General features: G+C 62.1%; 12 protein-coding genes. 2 read left to right on the top strand and 10 right to left on the bottom strand.

Going from position 1 to position 15762, the window contains the following annotated elements:
* Positions 1–58 precede the first annotated feature (58 nt).
* From GGD61_RS25030 to GGD61_RS24985, 10 genes are all read right to left on the bottom strand, one after another.
* The gene (locus GGD61_RS25030; protein ID WP_183231433.1) at positions 59–1531 is read right to left on the bottom strand and encodes an aldehyde dehydrogenase family protein; all 1473 of its coding nucleotides are present in this window, start codon (positions 1529–1531) and stop codon (positions 59–61) included.
* Positions 1532–1606: 75 nt separating this feature from the next.
* Complete coding sequence (locus GGD61_RS25025; protein ID WP_246786027.1) at positions 1607–2737, bottom strand: alanine racemase; 1131 nt, start codon at positions 2735–2737, stop codon at positions 1607–1609.
* A 65-nt stretch (positions 2738–2802) separates the two neighbouring features.
* A complete protein-coding gene (locus GGD61_RS25020) occupies positions 2803–3675 on the bottom strand; it encodes a GNAT family N-acetyltransferase (RefSeq protein WP_183231432.1) in 873 nt (290 codons plus the stop codon).
* A 370-nt stretch (positions 3676–4045) separates the two neighbouring features.
* The gene (locus tag GGD61_RS25015) at positions 4046–5014 is read right to left on the bottom strand and encodes a homoserine kinase (RefSeq protein WP_183231431.1); all 969 of its coding nucleotides are present in this window, start codon (positions 5012–5014) and stop codon (positions 4046–4048) included.
* A 34-nt stretch (positions 5015–5048) separates the two neighbouring features.
* Positions 5049–6476 carry a threonine synthase gene (gene thrC, locus GGD61_RS25010; protein ID WP_183231430.1) on the bottom strand — a complete coding sequence of 476 codons (1428 nt, stop codon included), beginning with the start codon at positions 6474–6476 and terminating at the stop codon, positions 5049–5051.
* Positions 6477–6548: 72 nt separating this feature from the next.
* A complete protein-coding gene (locus tag GGD61_RS25005; protein ID WP_183231429.1) occupies positions 6549–7859 on the bottom strand; it encodes an FAD-binding oxidoreductase in 1311 nt (436 codons plus the stop codon).
* 53 nt (positions 7860–7912) lie between these two features.
* Positions 7913–8791: an ABC transporter permease gene (locus tag GGD61_RS25000; RefSeq protein WP_018321788.1), complete on the bottom strand. Its 879-nt coding sequence runs from the start codon at positions 8789–8791 to the stop codon at positions 7913–7915.
* Between the two features lie 38 nt (positions 8792–8829).
* Positions 8830–9780, bottom strand: coding sequence for an ABC transporter permease (locus GGD61_RS24995; RefSeq protein ID WP_018321787.1), 951 nt, complete (start codon positions 9778–9780; stop codon positions 8830–8832).
* A gap of 55 nt (positions 9781–9835) precedes the next feature.
* Positions 9836–11503: a peptide ABC transporter substrate-binding protein gene (locus GGD61_RS24990; protein WP_183231428.1), complete on the bottom strand. Its 1668-nt coding sequence runs from the start codon at positions 11501–11503 to the stop codon at positions 9836–9838.
* Positions 11500–13191 (bottom strand): ABC transporter ATP-binding protein, encoded by a 1692-nt coding sequence (locus GGD61_RS24985; protein WP_183231506.1) that lies wholly within the window; start codon positions 13189–13191, stop codon positions 11500–11502. The genes GGD61_RS24990 and GGD61_RS24985 overlap by 4 nt, the downstream gene beginning before the upstream one ends.
* Positions 13192–13831: 640 nt before the next feature.
* On the opposite strand from GGD61_RS24985, the gene GGD61_RS24980 reads away from it, so the two are divergent.
* Positions 13832–15157 carry an FAD-binding oxidoreductase gene (locus GGD61_RS24980; protein WP_183231427.1) on the top strand — a complete coding sequence of 442 codons (1326 nt, stop codon included), beginning with the start codon at positions 13832–13834 and terminating at the stop codon, positions 15155–15157.
* A gap of 113 nt (positions 15158–15270) precedes the next feature.
* Positions 15271–15747, top strand: coding sequence for an Lrp/AsnC family transcriptional regulator (locus GGD61_RS24975; protein WP_071911192.1), 477 nt, complete (start codon positions 15271–15273; stop codon positions 15745–15747).
* Positions 15748–15762: the final 15 nt, after the last annotated feature.

Genomic DNA, 15762 nt, shown 5'->3' with positions numbered 1-15762 from the left:
ATCATCCAGGACTTCGCAAGATGTTCGGTTTTCTGGCCGTTTGAGCGATACGAGCTGCTCAAGCGCGAGAGTGGTAAAATCCGAGAACGGCCTTGGTCTCAAGATACTCCTCCATGCCCTCGATGCCGTATTCGCGACCGTTGCCGGAGCGCTTGTAGCCGCCGAAAGGTGCGTTGGGGTCCCAGTCAGGATAATTGAGATGGACTTGACCCGACTGGATCTGCCCGGCGACGGTTCGCGCCGTCTCCATATCAGTGCCCTGCACGTGGGCGCCGAGGCCGTAGACGGTGTCATTGGCGATCGCGATCGCTTCGTCCACGGTGTCGTAGGGAATGATCGACAGCACCGGGCCGAAGATCTCCTCCTGCGCGATCCTCATGTCGGGACGGACGTTCGAGAAGATGGTCGGCCGCGCATAGAAGCCAGTCCGGAGATCGTCGGGCCGCCCTCGCCCGCCGATGACGAGCTTGACGCCTTCTTCCAGTCCGACGCCGATCATGGTCTGGATGCGCTCGAACTGCGGCCGGTTGGCGATCGGACCATGGGTCGTGCTTTCCGCAAGGGGATCGCCGACCACCAGTTCAGAAGCGGCCGCCGCGGCCAAGGTCTCGACCTCCTCGATCCGTGAACGGGGCACGAGCATGCGCGTCGGCGCACTGCAGGATTGGCCGAGATTGCGGAAGGCGGCGGCGACGCCAAGCGGAACAGCACGGCTGAGATCGGCGTCCGGCAAGATGATATTTGGCGACTTGCCGCCGAGCTCCTGGGCAACGCGCTTGACGGTGGGCGCTGCCGCTTGCGCGACGAGAACGCCGGCGCGCGTCGAGCCGGTGATCGAGATCATGTCGACCAACGGATGCGACGCGAGAGCGGCGCCCACGATCGGACCTGTCCCATTGACGAGGTTGAAGACGCCGGGTGGGCAACCGGCATCGTCCATCAGTTCCGCGAATAGCAAAGCGCTCAGCGGCGATAATTCGCTCGGTTTCAACACCACCGTGCAACCGGCCGCAATCGCCGGGGCCACCTTCGCAGTAATCTGATAAAGTGGCCAGTTCCATGGCGTGATGAGGCCGCAGACGCCGATTGGCTCGCGCATGATCGCGGTGCTGCCGCGCGCGGCGATGAACGGATAATTCGCGAGATTGTGCCGGGCGACGCGGATATGCTCGGCGGCCAACGGCACCTGAGCGCGGCGCGCATAGGTGATCGCAGCTCCCATCTCACACGTAAGCGCCTGCGCGAACAGCTCCAGCCGCTCAAGGAGCAAGGCGTGCATCCGGTCGAGCAGCGCCGCTCTCTGAGCAGGCGGTGTCATGGACCAGGCGGCGAAGGCTCCTCTGGCGGCTGCGATCGCGCAGTCCACATCATCGTCGTCGCCGAGCGCGACGTCGGCGATCGGCTGTTCCGTCGCCGGGTTGACGACAATTGCGGCTGCCGTGACTGATCCGATCGGCTTCCGCCAGTCTCCGTCGATGTAGAATTTTCCGAGAAAGCCGGCTTCCGTCAAATGTCGAAGGGGCGAGGTCATTGGAAGCGATCCTTGATCCGGGAATAGGCGCCGATCGGCGGCGGGAACCAGGGGCTGGGAATGGCCCGGCCAGTGCTACCAGCCGCGCATCCGGGGCCATCGGGCGTGAATGGCGTCGCCGCCGGCGGAGACGACGTTGTACAACTCGTGTTGCGACGCCGTCGCACAGGCGTGATTGGGGAGAATCCTGACCTTCGCGCCGATCGGAAGATTGGGCAAAGCGTGCGCCGACCCGGGCCTGATGGCGAGGATCCCGTGCTCCTGGCTTGCTTGCGAAACGATCAGGTCCGGATAGACCTTGCCGGCCACGTCGCAGATCAGACCATATCCCTGGTCGACCCGCTGCGCCGCCGTGCCGCGGTCGCGCGACAGCGCCATCCACCCGGCATCGACCAGAATCCAGCCCTTCTCGGGCTTGGTGCCGATCACAGTGGCGAGCACCGAGATCGCGATGTCGTCCGTCGTGCAGACACCAACACCGTGCATGACCAAGTCGAAGAACATGTAGACGCCCGCCCGCATTTCCGTGACGCCGGTCAGGTCTTCGGCGAAATGCGCTGTCGGGGTCGAGCCGACGCTCACGATGGGGCATTGGTGCCCGGCCGCCCGCAAGGCCTCCGCCGCGGCAACCGCCACCGCTCTCTCATTCTCCGCGGCCGCGACGAGAGCCTCGGGCGTGAAGAGGCTGTAGGATTCGCCGGCATGGGTGAGAACGCCGGCAAGCTTGACGCCGGCCTCGCCCAGCGCGACCGCGACTGCAATGAGCTTTGGGTCGTTCGCGGTCAGCCCGCCGCGGTGACCATCGCAGTCAATCTCGATGAACGCGGTCGGTGTCACACCAGCGGCACGACCGGCGGCGCCGAGCATTCTCGCCTGCTCCGGCGAATCGAGCAGTACCTTAAGGTCAACGCCTGCTTTGCGCAGACGCATTGCTCTTTCAGCTGTGTGGGGCGCCAGACCCACCGCATAAGTGATGTCGCGAAAACCGTGCCGCGCGAAATACTCGGCTTCCGCCAGGGTAGAGACAGTGATCGGCCCCGATCCGGACGGATAGGCCCGTCGCGCCACGTCGATGGATTTCGCGGTTTTCATGTGGGGACGCAGCACGACGCCTCGCTCCGCCATGCGCGAGGACAGGCGGGCGAGATTGCGATCGAGCCGACGCTCGTCGAGCAGGAGAGCCGGCGTTGCCAGCGTGCCGAGCATTGCAGCCGTCTCGGAATTCTGGTGATCCGTTCCGCTCATCTCCTCGCGTCGCACGTCGATGTCTCCTAGCCGAACGACTGATTGGCAATCGCAAACACGCGCGCCGACCCGCTCGATGGTGCCGGCGTGCCCAAGATCATGGTGGTGGCATCGCCGACCTGCTCCAGGCCGATGCCTTCGAGCCAATCCCCGAGTTGCGATGTGGCAGAGGTGTCGATGCGGACAAAAACACTGCCGAGCCGCGCGAGCGCAGCCTCGATCAGCGCCTGTGCATCGGTCGCGGTTTCGGCGACGACGGGACCGATGACATGCCCGCGGCCGAAAAGCCGGGAGATGGCGTAGCCGCGGGCCATGCCGTCGCGCTGCAGGACATAGCCATCACCGCTTTGGAGCAGCTTTTCGAGCATCTGTCGTCTCTCCAAGCCCGTAGCGTCGCGATCGAGTCGCATGATCACCTCGAAATCCGAGGCAGCCATTGGCCTGACGAGCCCCGGCGGCGACTCATGGCGTCCTCTGGGAATTCCCTGATGCTGGTGGATGACCCCGATGGGGACGAAACCGCGCCGCTGGTAAAGCGCTTGGCCTTCGGCGGTCGAATTCAGCGCAATGCTTCGTGGACGCGCGGACGTCAGCAACGCATCCATGAGCCGGGCCCCATAGCCACGGCCCTGAGCGGTCTTCGCGACGATGATCATACCAGCGGAAGCATGGGTTTCGCCATACGGCCACCATGCCGCGGTCCCGATCACCGTCCCAGCGTGTTCCAGAACAAAGCCTTTGCCCAGCTGCAGCGCGACATCCCAATCTTCGAGCCGATAGGGCCAGGACATCTCCTGCGAGAGCTTCAGGGCGCCTTCCAGGTGTGATCTGGCGAATGGAACCAGCACCGCGGCTCGATCGTCGCGATCTCCGGCCTGGTAAGCTGCGGGCTTCATCATTGGTCGACGTTTCTCTTGCTCGCGGTACTTGTCGCCAGTACCTGATTGACGGCGAGGTCCACCTGATCCTCGCATCGTCCGCACTGTACGTTTCACCAGACAGCATTACACAATTGGACTGGAGCAAAGTTCGGCATAGAATTTCATTGTTCGCGGCTCGACGCGGCCAATCTGCCGTCAGCGGCGGGCGCGCCAGGACGGCGCTCGAAAGCGGGCCGTCAGAGCTGACGCCTCACATGCGGCGGGAGCACCACTGCAAGCGCCAGACGGTGCGGATTGACGTCGGTTATCACGACGTGTCGCGCGCCGACGCGTCGGGCGCCGCGGCGCGGCCTTCGAGAGTCGGCGTCATAATTCCCTCCAATCTCCGCTAGGGCGCCATTTCGGCGATCATCATGGGGATCTCTCCACGCAGCACGCGCAACATGCGCTCGAAGTGACCCGGATCGTGTGGCTTTAGGAGCGTAGCTTTGCGGGGCAGATATACGTCCCACAGGCGCGACAGTAAAAACCGAAATGCCGCAGCGCGCTGCATCGCGGGAAGCAGCAAGCGCTCCGAAGGAGTCAACCTCCGGACGCTCTCATATGCGTCGAGGAAGGCGATGACTCGCTCCTCGTCGTAACGGCCGGCGGGACCATCGATGCACCAATCATTGACGCACACTGCAATGTCGAACAGAAGCGCGTCGCACCCGGCGAAATAGAAATCAAGAACGCCGGACAGTTGCCCCCGCTCAAACAAGGCGTTGTCGCGAAAGAGATCAGCGTGCACCGGTCCCCTGGGCAGTTGCCGGTAGGTCGAGGACAAAGCGACCTGGTTCTGAAACGCCAATTCACTCGCGAGCAGCGAGCGCTGTCCAGCAGATGCATAGCGGCTGACCACCGGCACAACCTCGTTCCACCACTGGAGGCCGCGCGGATTTATCTGTTGTCGCGGGTAATCGGCCCCAGCCAGGTGCACCTGCGCGAGGAATTTTCCGACGGCACCACAATGCGCGACCGTAGGCTCCATCTCGCTTGCACCGGGAAGCCTGGTAACGACGGCGGCAGGCCGCCCCTTCAGTGAGTGAAGGATTTCGCCGTCACGGTTGGCGACCGGATTGGGGACGGGCATGCCCCGCACCGCAAGATGCTTCATGAAGTGGAGGTAAAACGGCAACTGCTCGAAGGGGAGGCGCTCAAAAATGGTGAGCACGTACCCTTCCCGATCCGTATCGACGAAGTAGTTGGTATTCTCAATTCCGCTGGAGATCCCGCGAACGGAGCGAGGCGCGCCGAGACCCCGCGCTCGAAAGAACGCTGTGACTTGGTCGAATGACAGCTCCGTGAATACGGCCATGGGTTGACGCGACCTTCGTTCCGATATCTGCCGTTCAGCAGGCTTTATCGCGCACAATCTCGGTGATGTAGTTCTTGACAGCCTGGGCATTCGCGGGAAGGACTTTGACCCGCCTCGGCAACTTCTCAATGCCATCGTAGCTTTGCGGGCGATCGGGCTCACGGCCCAGAGCTTCCTTGATCGTCGCGGCGAATTTGATCGGCAGAGCAGTTTCGAGCACAATCATCGGCATCTCGGGACTCGCGTGCATGCGCCCGACCTTCACGCCATCTGCCGCATGTGGATCGATCACGGTGTTCCGACGCTTCCACGTGTCACGGATGGTCGCGAGCCGATCGGCATGTGTGCTCCTTCCGCTACGGAAGCCGAAACGGGCTGTAGCCTCTGCAAATCTGGATTCTCCACTCAGATCGAACGAGCCTCGCTCCCCGAGCTGATCAGCAAACAGCGATTTCGTTCGCTCTGCGTCCCGATCTAACAAGTCGAATACAAAGCGTTCGAGATTTGAAGCCTTGGAGATGTCCATGGACGGGCTTGAGGTTTCGAGCGTGTCTGCGCGACTTCGGACGCGATACACCCCGGTACGGAAAAACTCGTCGAGCACGTCGTTCTCGTTGGTCGCAAGGACCAACCGGGATATTGGAAGCCCCATCATGCGCGCAACATGCCCCGCGCAGATGTTGCCGAAATTCCCCGAAGGCACTGCAAAGCTTACACTTGTCGTCCCCCGTTCGGACGCCTGCAGATAACCGGAGAAGTAATAGACGACCTGCGCAAGGAGCCTCGCCCAGTTGATCGAGTTCACCGCACCGATCTTGTATTTCTGCTTGAACTCCAGATCGCTCGCCACCCGCTTGACGATGTCCTGGCAATCGTCGAAGACGCCTTCTATCGCGATGTTGTGGATGTTGTGGTCCTGGAGGCTGAACATCTGAGCTTGTTGAAAAGCGCTCATTCGTCCGCGGGGCGAGAGCATGAACACCCGCACCCCTTTCTTGCCGCGCATGGCGTATTCTGCCGCGCTTCCGGTATCGCCACTGGTCGCACCAAGAATGTTCAAGTTCTCCTGCCGGCGCGCCAGCTCGTACTCGAGCAGATTGCCGAGCAACTGCATGGCCATGTCCTTGAACGCCAACGTGGGACCATTCGACAGTTCCTGGAGGTAAAGTCCCCTCTCCAGCTTTCGCAGCGGCGCGATGTCAGGCTTTCCGAATATCTCCGGCGTGTAGGTCTTTGCACAGATGGCATTCAGGTCGGCGGAGGGAATATCGCCGACATAGAGCGACAGGATCTCGAAAGCCAGGTTGGCGTAGGACAGCGTACGCCACGCATCCAGCGTGGCGTGGTCCACACGAGGATAGCTTTCCGGGACGTACAGCCCGCCATCCGGGGCGAGGCCTTCAAGCAATGCCTCGCAGAATTGCTTGCGGCCTGAATGGCCGCGCGTGGACACGTACTGCATCGCAATCTTCTTTCGAGAGGCGGAAGTGCCTCCGGAACTCACACCCTCGGCTGTAAGCTATGCTGCCGGCCATCAACGGCTGGCGCGCCACATCGCGATCCGGTCACGCATCCGGTAGCCCTGAATGAAGGCAGGCATGAACCACGGATTGCCTCGATAGAACGGGATGAAGGCCGGAGGCCTGAAGTCGAACGCGGTGCGCGCCCTCTCCTCGTGCCCCATGAGCTTGTGGGCCGCGTGCATACCGACCCATGGCGCCCAGACCACGCCCGACCCGCAGAAGCCGCTGGCATAGACGATACCGTCCTTCTCGAAGATGCGCGGAATCATGTCGCGGTTCATGGCCACATGGCCGAACCAGCTGTGTGAGAGGCGAACGGCCTCCAGCTCAGGGAACAGATTCACCAGGCCCTTGCGCAGAAGCAGCTTCGGAGCGACGGGGTCGCCGACCCGAGAGCTGTCGCGGCCGCCCAGCAAGATGCGTTTGCCATCAGGCGAGGGCCGATAGTAGAAGCCGACCTCCCGATTCTCCGTGATCATCATGCGTTTCGGCATCAGCCGCGCCATGACTTCGGGCGCAAGCTCCTCCGTCGCAATGATCCGGCTGCGAACCGGGACCAGCCGACGGCGCAGGAAGGGCACGGCGCCATCGGTGTAACCGTTGGTACACACCAGCACCTGACGCGCCTGCACCGGACCGGCCGCGGTGACGACGCGGAAACCGGAGCCATCTCTGTCAATCGAGATCACGGGCGTCCGCGCGTGGACTCTCAATCCGGAAGCGAGCGCGACCCGCAGCAGTTCGGCGTGAAACTTCGCCGGGTGCAGTCCGCCGATGTCCATCCGAACCGTACCGCCGCGATAGACATCGGTGCCGATATACTGGCGCTGCTCGGCATAGGGAACTGCGTAGGCTTCGATCCCAAGCTTCTTTGCCAGCCTCTCCGCGGTGCGCGCCATGGCCTCGTATTGCTCGTAGCCGAAGGCGCCCTTGAACTGCCCCACCGGCTGGAAGTCGCAGGCGAGGCCTTCCGTCCTGATGAAATCGTACAGGAACTCGCGCGCGGCCTTGCCTTCCGCCTCGATCGCCAGCGCCCTCTCCTCTCCGAACCGGCGCGTGAGCGTCGCGTAATCGGGCCGAATGGATCCGCTGGTGATACCGCCGTTGCGCGTCGAAGCTCCTTCACCAGGGTCCATGGCGTCATAGGCCGCAACCGAGCGGCCCTCGCGCGCCAGCACCAGACCGGCCGAGAGCCCTGCATAGCCCGCGCCCACGATCAACACGTCGAGCTTCCTGGCTATTGGCTGCTGAGGCGGCGGCTTAAGCGGCGCGGCTTCCCACCAATAGGGCGTGGCCTTCTCGGCAACTCTCGGCGCGTGCATGGCTTTGCTTCTCGTATGGTCGCTGGTTTCAGCCGCGACTCAGTTGAAATCGTTCAGATGTGGTCGTTTCGAACGTCGAGGGCATCTCGCAAGCCATCGCCGATGAAGTTGAAGCTCGTCACCGCCATCGTAATGGCGGCACCGGGAATGATGGCAAGCCAGGGAGCGCTCGCCAGATATTGCTGGGCGCCATTGAGCATGTTGCCCCAGCTGGGCAGCGGCGGCTGGATGCCGTAGCCGAGAAAGCTGATATAGGCCTCCAGAAGGATCGCGCGCGCGACGGCCAGACTTGCGGCGACGATGATGGGACCCATGGCATTGGGCAGGATCTCGCGGAACATGATGTGCGCCCTGCGAAGCCCGACCATGCGCGCGGCCTGGACGAACTCGCGCTCGCGCAGGGAACGGACCTCGGCCTCGACGATTCGCGCAGTCTCCATCCAGCTCGTGACGGCAATGATCACGGTGATCATCGCCGGGCTCGGCCGCAGCGTTGCGGCCAGCGCCAGCACGAGAAAGATCGAGGGATAGGACAGGAAGCCATCGACCGTCCGCATCAATGCCGCCCCGACCCAACCCCCGCGATAGCCGGCCGTCACGCCAATGAGCGTGCCGATCAACGTCGACAGCAACATGGCGGAGAACCCCACCGCCAGCGAGACGCGCCCGGCCATCAACAGCCGCACCGCGAGGTCTCGCCCTAAGGGATCCGTGCCTAAGTAATGGTTGCCTGTCAGCGGCGGAGCAAAGCGGGCGCGCAGATCGATGTGGAGCGAATCGTAGGGCAAGGCATAGGGACCGATGGCGCACGCCAGCACGAGCAGGGTGATCATCGCGATTCCCAAGAGCGCCAGGTGGTGACGCATGAAGCGGATAACGGCACGGCTGTGCCACCAGCGGGCCGGAGCTGCGTGCGCGACGATGGCGGTCATATCTACTCGCTCCTCTTATCTGTCGTGAGTCTGCAGGCTCAGGCCAGGCGAATGCGCGGATCGACGGTGGCGATCACGATGTCTGCGATCAGATTACCCAACAGGACCAGGATGGCCGAGAAGATCAACAGCCCCATCACGACCGGATAGTCGCTGTAACCAAGGCTGTCGAGAAACAGCCGCCCCATGCCCGGCCAGGTGAACACGGTCTCCGTGACCAGCGCGCCGGTGAGAACGCTGGGCAATTGCATCCCTGCCAGCGTGATCATCGGCAACAGCGCATTGCCGATGACATGTTTCAGCAAGATGCGGCGTTCGCTCACGCCCTTGGCCCGGGCCGTCTTGACGAAATCCTGACTGAGCGCATCGAGCGTTGCCGTCCGCATGTAACGGCTCCAGATAGCGACATGAACGAGGGACAGCACCAGGCTCGGCAAGATCAGGTGATGCAGATAGTCCAGTACCGAGCCGTCGCCAATCGTGTACATGTTGCCTGCGGGCACCCAACCCAGCTTCAGGGTGAAGATGTAGATGCCGATCAGGCCAAACCAGAACGTCGGAACGGACAGCGCCACCATGGCGCCGACAGTCGCGCAGTAGTCGAACAGCGAATAGCGGTGGGTGGCGCCCCGGATTCCGATCCAGGCACCCACCCCGATCGCAAATGCGGTGGACGTACCCATAAGCAGTAGCGTCGCCAGCAAGTGTCGACCAATCACCGTCAGCACCGAAGAGCCATCGCGGAACGAGTGTCCCCAATCGCCCTGGAGCAGCCGCCAGGCCCAATCGAGATACTGCATCCATAGCGGCCGGTTCAACCCGAGCTGCGCTGCGAGCCGCTCCACATCCTTCTGGGTCATCCCCGGATCGAGCCCGAACTGCGCCAGAGGACCACCCGGCATGAGGTTGAGAACCGTGAAGCCGATGATCGAGACGATCACCAGCAGCACGATGCTCTGCAAGAGACGATTCAGCAGGAAGGCGGACATTCGAGTCCTCCATTAGCGTGACAACACCGTCCGACGCGGTCCGTCCGGCGAGACATCAGCTCGCCCAATACCAGGCGAGCGCGTTCCAGGACTCCGTGCGCGTGTTGCCATTCGGCACGAATCCATTGATCCCTTTCTTGAGACCTTGGACCGAGTTGCTCTGATACAACGGCAGGAAAGGCAGATCGCGGCGCACGAGTTCCTGTACGCGAGAGTAGATCGCGCGCCGCGCTTCGGGATCGAAGGTGCGGGCGCCTTTGTCAAGGAGGGCATCGACCTCCGGATTTGCGTATTGGGCATTGTTCGAGCCGCGGCCGCCCTTCGCTGCGATCGAGCGCGAGTGGAGGCGATTGGTGACGTCCGGATCGGCGCCAATCAGATACGAGCTGCCGACGATCACGGAATCGAACTGCGATTGCACCCAGAAATCGCCCCACATCACGGCGGCGGGCAGGTTCGATATCTTCATCTCGACCCCCAGTTGCGCGAACGTCTGCTGCAGGAACTGCTGCACCTGTTCACGAAGGGGATCGCCCGACGTGGTCGAATTGGTAAAGGACAGGCGAACGCCGTTCTTGGCGCGAATGCCGTCCGCGCCCTTTGCCCAGCCGGCCTGGTCGAGGATCTTGCCCGCGCGATTCACATCAAATTTGTGCAGGGGCAGATTGGCGTTGAAGAAGAAGGACTGCCGCGGCATGAACGTCTCTGTCGGGGTCGGCACGCCGTAATAGAGCCCCTGAATGATTGCCTCCTTGTCAATCGCCGCGTAGAGCGCCTCGCGAACGGCAAGCTCCTTGAACTGCGGGCGCTCGAGGTTCAGATAGAAGGATTCGAACGAGGTCCTTGGGACGAGCGTCACCACACGGTTTGGCAGCGTCTTGGCTTCCCCGTAATGATCGGGCGTGATGTAAGGCTGGCCCACGAGATCAATGTCGCCGCTCTTGAACTGGGTGTAGAGGACCGTGAGATCGGGAATGTATTTGAAGACCAGCCTCTCGATGTGAGGGCCATCACCGGAGTATTCGGTGTTCGCAACGAGTTCGAGATGATCACCAGCAACCCTCTTGCTCCACTTGAAGGCGCCGGTTCCGACCGGTGCCTGGTTGAAGGCGGCGTTGTTCGGATTGGCCTCTTTCTCGAGGATGTGCTTGGGGACGATGAATGTTTCGGTCAGGAACGACAGATACGGCGCAAAGGCCTCCTCCATTCGCCACGTGATCTCCGTCGGCGAGACCACCGTGATGTCGCGCACGAGAGCATGGCCGGCCGTGCGCCAACTCCGGAAGTTCGGATTCGTAATCAGCTCGAGCGTGAACTTCACGTCCTCGGCGCTGAACGGTTTGCCGTCGTGCCAGCGGACATCGTCGCGCAAACGAATACGCCATTTGAGACCGTCTTCCGAAATACCGCCATTCTTCTGGTTCGGCACTTCCACGGCCAGGTTGGGCTGAATAACGCCTTGAGGATCGATGCGGAACAGCGCGTCGAAGACCGAGAAGTGCACGCCATCATCGACTTCAATGTGTACCATCAGCGGATTGAAGACGGTGGGCTCTTGCCCAAGCCCGACGATCACGCGGCCACTTGGCTTTGCCGAAGCGCGAGCGAACGCAGGCTTGCCCAACAGGTTTGGCGCGAAGATGCCGACTGCTCCGCCGACGGCCACCATGCGCAGAGCATCGCGCCGCGAGTAGTTCGATGTCGTCGCAGAATGCTTGGTCATAACGTCGCTCCTCCGTTGTGCTGTCCGCTATAATCTGCATGTTCGGGCATGCTCCCGGGTTGCTCGCCCGGGATTGCTGCCACCAGTTCTCGCGTGTAGGTGGATTTCGGATCGAGGAATATCTGGGACGGCGGTCCGCGTTCCACGATTTGTCCTCGATGCATGACGGCGATTTCATCGCAAATTTGGCTTGCGACGCGCAGATCATGCGTGATGAAGATCATCGAGACGCCGGTCTCACGCTGGATCTGGTCGAGCAGCTTCAAGATCTGGGCCTGGATCGATACGTCTAGTGCTGAGACCGCTTCGTCGGCGATCAGCAATCTTGGTTTGAACATCAGCGCCCGCGCGATGCCGACGCGCTGGCGCTGCCCGCCGGAGAACTCGTGCGGATAGCGCTCAAAGGCGCCTGCATCCAGGCCGACATGGGACAGAAGCTCCCGCGCGCGCTCGCAAGCTTTGTCATAAGGCATGCCATGCGCGACCGGGCCGACAGTGAGAATTTGCCCGACCGTCGATCGCGGATTGAGAGATGCGAAAGGATCCTGAAAGATCATCTGGATGTTCGGCCGTAGCGGCCGAAACTCGGCTTCGGAGAGGCCGGCAATGTCGCGGCCTTCGAACAGAATCGAGCCGCCGTCGCACTCCATGAGCTTGATCAGCAGCCGACCGAGCGACGACTTGCCGGAACCGCTTTCCCCGACGACGCCGAGCGTGCGACCCGACGTGAGGTCGAAGCTGACCCCATTGACCGCAGGCACGATGCGCTGCGTACGGAAAAGCGCGCTGCCGCTGCGATAAGTCTTTGCCAGGCATTCGACCTTCAGGATCGACGCTCGCTCCCCAGCTTCCGAGGGAACGCGATCCTTGCCGGTCAGGCGGGGCACGGCTGCGATCAGGCGGCGCGTATAGAGATGACTGGGCGACTTCAGCACCTGCGCGGCACTGCCCTGCTCCACGCAATGACCCTTCTCCATAACCACAACGTGGTCGGCAATCTCCGCGACGACGCCGAAATCATGGGTGATGAACATGACGCTCATTCCCTTGCGGCGCTGAATGTCGCGGATCAGTTGCAGGATCTGCGCCTGGGTCGTTACGTCGAGTGCGGTGGTCGGCTCGTCCGCGATCAGAATCGCAGGTTCGAGAGCCAGAGCCATGGCGATCATGACCCGCTGCCGCTGCCCGCCCGAAAGCCGGAAGGGATATTGGTGATACATGAGCTGCGGATCAGGCAGACCCACTTCAATCAACAAGTCTATGGCCCGGCTGCGGCGCGAGGCCGGCGTACCAACGTCGTGCGCGGCCATCACCTCCTCGATCTGCGCGCCCACGGTCATCAGCGGGTTGAGCGCCGAGAGAGGATCTTGAAAGATCATCGAGACGACTCGGCCGCGCAGACTGCGGAGCTTTTCTGGTGCGAGGCCTACGATGTTCGTCCCATTCAGGTGGATCGCCCCCGAGGTGACCCTGATCACCTTCGGCAGAAGCCCCATGATCGCATTGGCGGTGACCGACTTGCCCGATCCAGATTCCCCGATGATGCAGAGAATTTGTCCGCGCTTCAGATCAAAGGAGACGTTTTCGATGGCGTAGGCCCGCTCCATTCCTTGCGGCAGACTTACGCTCAGCTCCCGCACGGAGAGCGCGACATCGGCGGGGGCTGCAGCCGGCTCGCCAGAGGCCATCGGAACATCCTCCCTTTTTAGCTTCGTTCGGCCATCCTGCTGCGAGCCGCGCTTTCGGTTCTTTGCCTTGCCACGCTTCTTCGACAGGTCGACGATTTGACGTTCGACGTGCCATTCCTCCATTGGAGGCTGCGACATGATTCAGGCCTTCCCGCGCAAGAGGCAAGAACTCTTCTTCGCAGTGCGGCGCCGACCGAACAGGTCAGTTCGATCGAAGCGAAGCATGGATGGTGCCGAGCTCATAGCTTGATCGCTTCTGCCAAGATCTGCTCCTCGACAAGGCTCATGCGGGTTGCCTCTATGGACTTCGATCCTTCGATCCGTTCTGCCGATCTTGACGATTTGAATCACCCTGGAGTCGCCGAAAGCCGGCATCGAAGCAGCAGGAACTTCTGAAAACGAAGTCCGATTTGGCATTTCAGTCTGCGCCGCCAGCCCTGCCGCGGCGGCGCGCGACGGATCGCAGGAGCACGTGCATCAGTCTCGCCGCCTGCAAGCTGCGACCCAAGCAAAGTATTTTCGCAATAATAGCCTGTGTCAAAGGCAGTAAACCGCAGGATATTCGGTCTCATGGCCAAAGTCCGCGGGGCCTGCCGCAATTCCCCGGTTACGCTACGCAACCACCGGAGATCCCTGTCGGATGAGCGCGCCGCTCCTGCATATCGAATCCAGTCCATCCCTGCCTCGTGAGGCGGACGTCGTCGTCATCGGCGGCGGCGTGGTGGGCGTGTTCACAAGCTACTATCTCGCCCGGCGCGGGCTCAAGGTTGCCTTGCTCGAGAAGGGCCGCATCGCCGCCGAGCAGTCCAGCCGCAACTGGGGATGGTGCCGTCAGCAGAACCGCGACGCGCGCGAGCTCCCGATTGCAACCAAGAGCCTCGATCTCTGGGACAGAGTTGCCGGAGAGACCGGTGAAGATACGGGTTTTCGCCGCTGCGGGCTTTTGTATTTGTCGAACGACGAAAATGAGCTGGCGGGCTGGGCGAAGTGGCGAGACTTCGCCAGGACGGTGGGCGTCACGACGCACATGTTGAGTGCGGAAGAAGCGAACGAGCGCGGCAAGGCGACGGGCCGCAAATGGAGAGGCGGCGTCTTCTCGCCGACAGACGGGACGGCGGACACTTCAAAGGCCGTCCCCATCGCCGCGCGTGCGATCATGGCGGCGGGCGGCACGGTGCACCAGCTCTGCGCCGCGCGCGGCATCGAGCTCAGTGCCGGCCGGGTCAACGGCGTGGTGACCGAGGCGGGCACGATCCGGACGAAGACGGTGGTCATGGCAGGAGGCGCATGGGCATCTTCGTTCTGCAACCAGCTCGGAATTCGCTTCCCGCAGGCATCCGTGTGCTCTTCGATTCTCGCCCTGGCCCCGGGCGCGGCCGACCTGCCTGATGCCCTTTACGCAGGGCTGGTGTCGGCCACGCGCCGCGGCGATGGCGGATACACGCTGGCCATCAGCGGGCGCGCGCGACTAGATCCGACGCCGCAGCAGGTCAGGTTCGGCCGCGAATTCCTCCCCATGTTCGCCCGCCGCTGGCGAAGCCTCAGCCCCGGCGCCTTCGAGGGCATGCGGCAAGGCCACGAATCCCTGGCGAAATGGAGGCTCGACGAGGTGACCCCGATGGAGCTGAACCGAACGCTCAACCCCCGCCCCGACATGGGGCAGATTCGGCTGACGCATCGACGCGCGTGCAAGCTGGTCCCCGAGCTGCGGCACCTCGCCATCTCAAACGTCTGGGCCGGCTACATCGACAGCACACCGGACGGCATTCCGGCAATCGGCGAAGTTGAATCCATTCCAGGCTTCATCCTTGCGGCGGGGTTCAGTGGGCACGGCTTCGGGATTGGGCCCGGCACCGGGCACATGATCGCCGACATCATCACCGGTCGGGCACCGATCATCGACCCGCGTCCCTACAGGCCGGAGCGGCTGAAAATGAGCGCCTGGGGCAAGGTCAGCGAGTTCTGAATTGCAGTTTCCGCCTCTTTGGGAAAAGCTGCTGGTTGATGCTATGAAGATGCATATGACGCTGAAGACTCAAAGCCTTGACGCCCTTGTCGGCCCCATCTGATGGCATTGCTATGAAGCTCGATAAGATCGACATCAGGATTTTATGCGAACTGCAGAAGAACGGGCGGATTTCCAACGTCGAGCTCGCGGAGTTGATAAACCTTTCGCCGAGCCCGTGCCTGATGCGCGTCAAGAGGCTCCAGTCTGAGGGCTTCATCACCGGCTATTCCGCCCAGATCGATGTTGCCAAGCTCGGACAAACTCTGACGGTCTTCGCTGAAATCACCTTGAAGAATCACCGGCAGATCGATTTCGCTCGCTTTCTCACGACGATCGAAAAGATCGATTCGGTCGTCGAATGCCATCTGGTTTCGGGCGGGTACGACTATCTCGTCAAGTTCATCACCGCGGGAATCAGCGAATACCAGGCGGTCATGGAACGCCTGGTCGAGATGGATATCGGTATCGACAAGTACTTCAGTTTCGTCGTGCTGAAGTCCCCGATCGTGAAATCCCATCTGCCGCTCGAAAGCATCTTCAATAGCTAAGAACAATCTCCGACC

The sequence above is a fragment of the Bradyrhizobium sp. SBR1B genome (assembly GCF_014198205.1).
In the GTDB taxonomy this organism is placed as follows: domain Bacteria; phylum Pseudomonadota; class Alphaproteobacteria; order Rhizobiales; family Xanthobacteraceae; genus Bradyrhizobium.
Note: the sequence above shows the minus strand (reverse complement) of the source record. Positions and strands in the feature narration are given on the sequence as shown.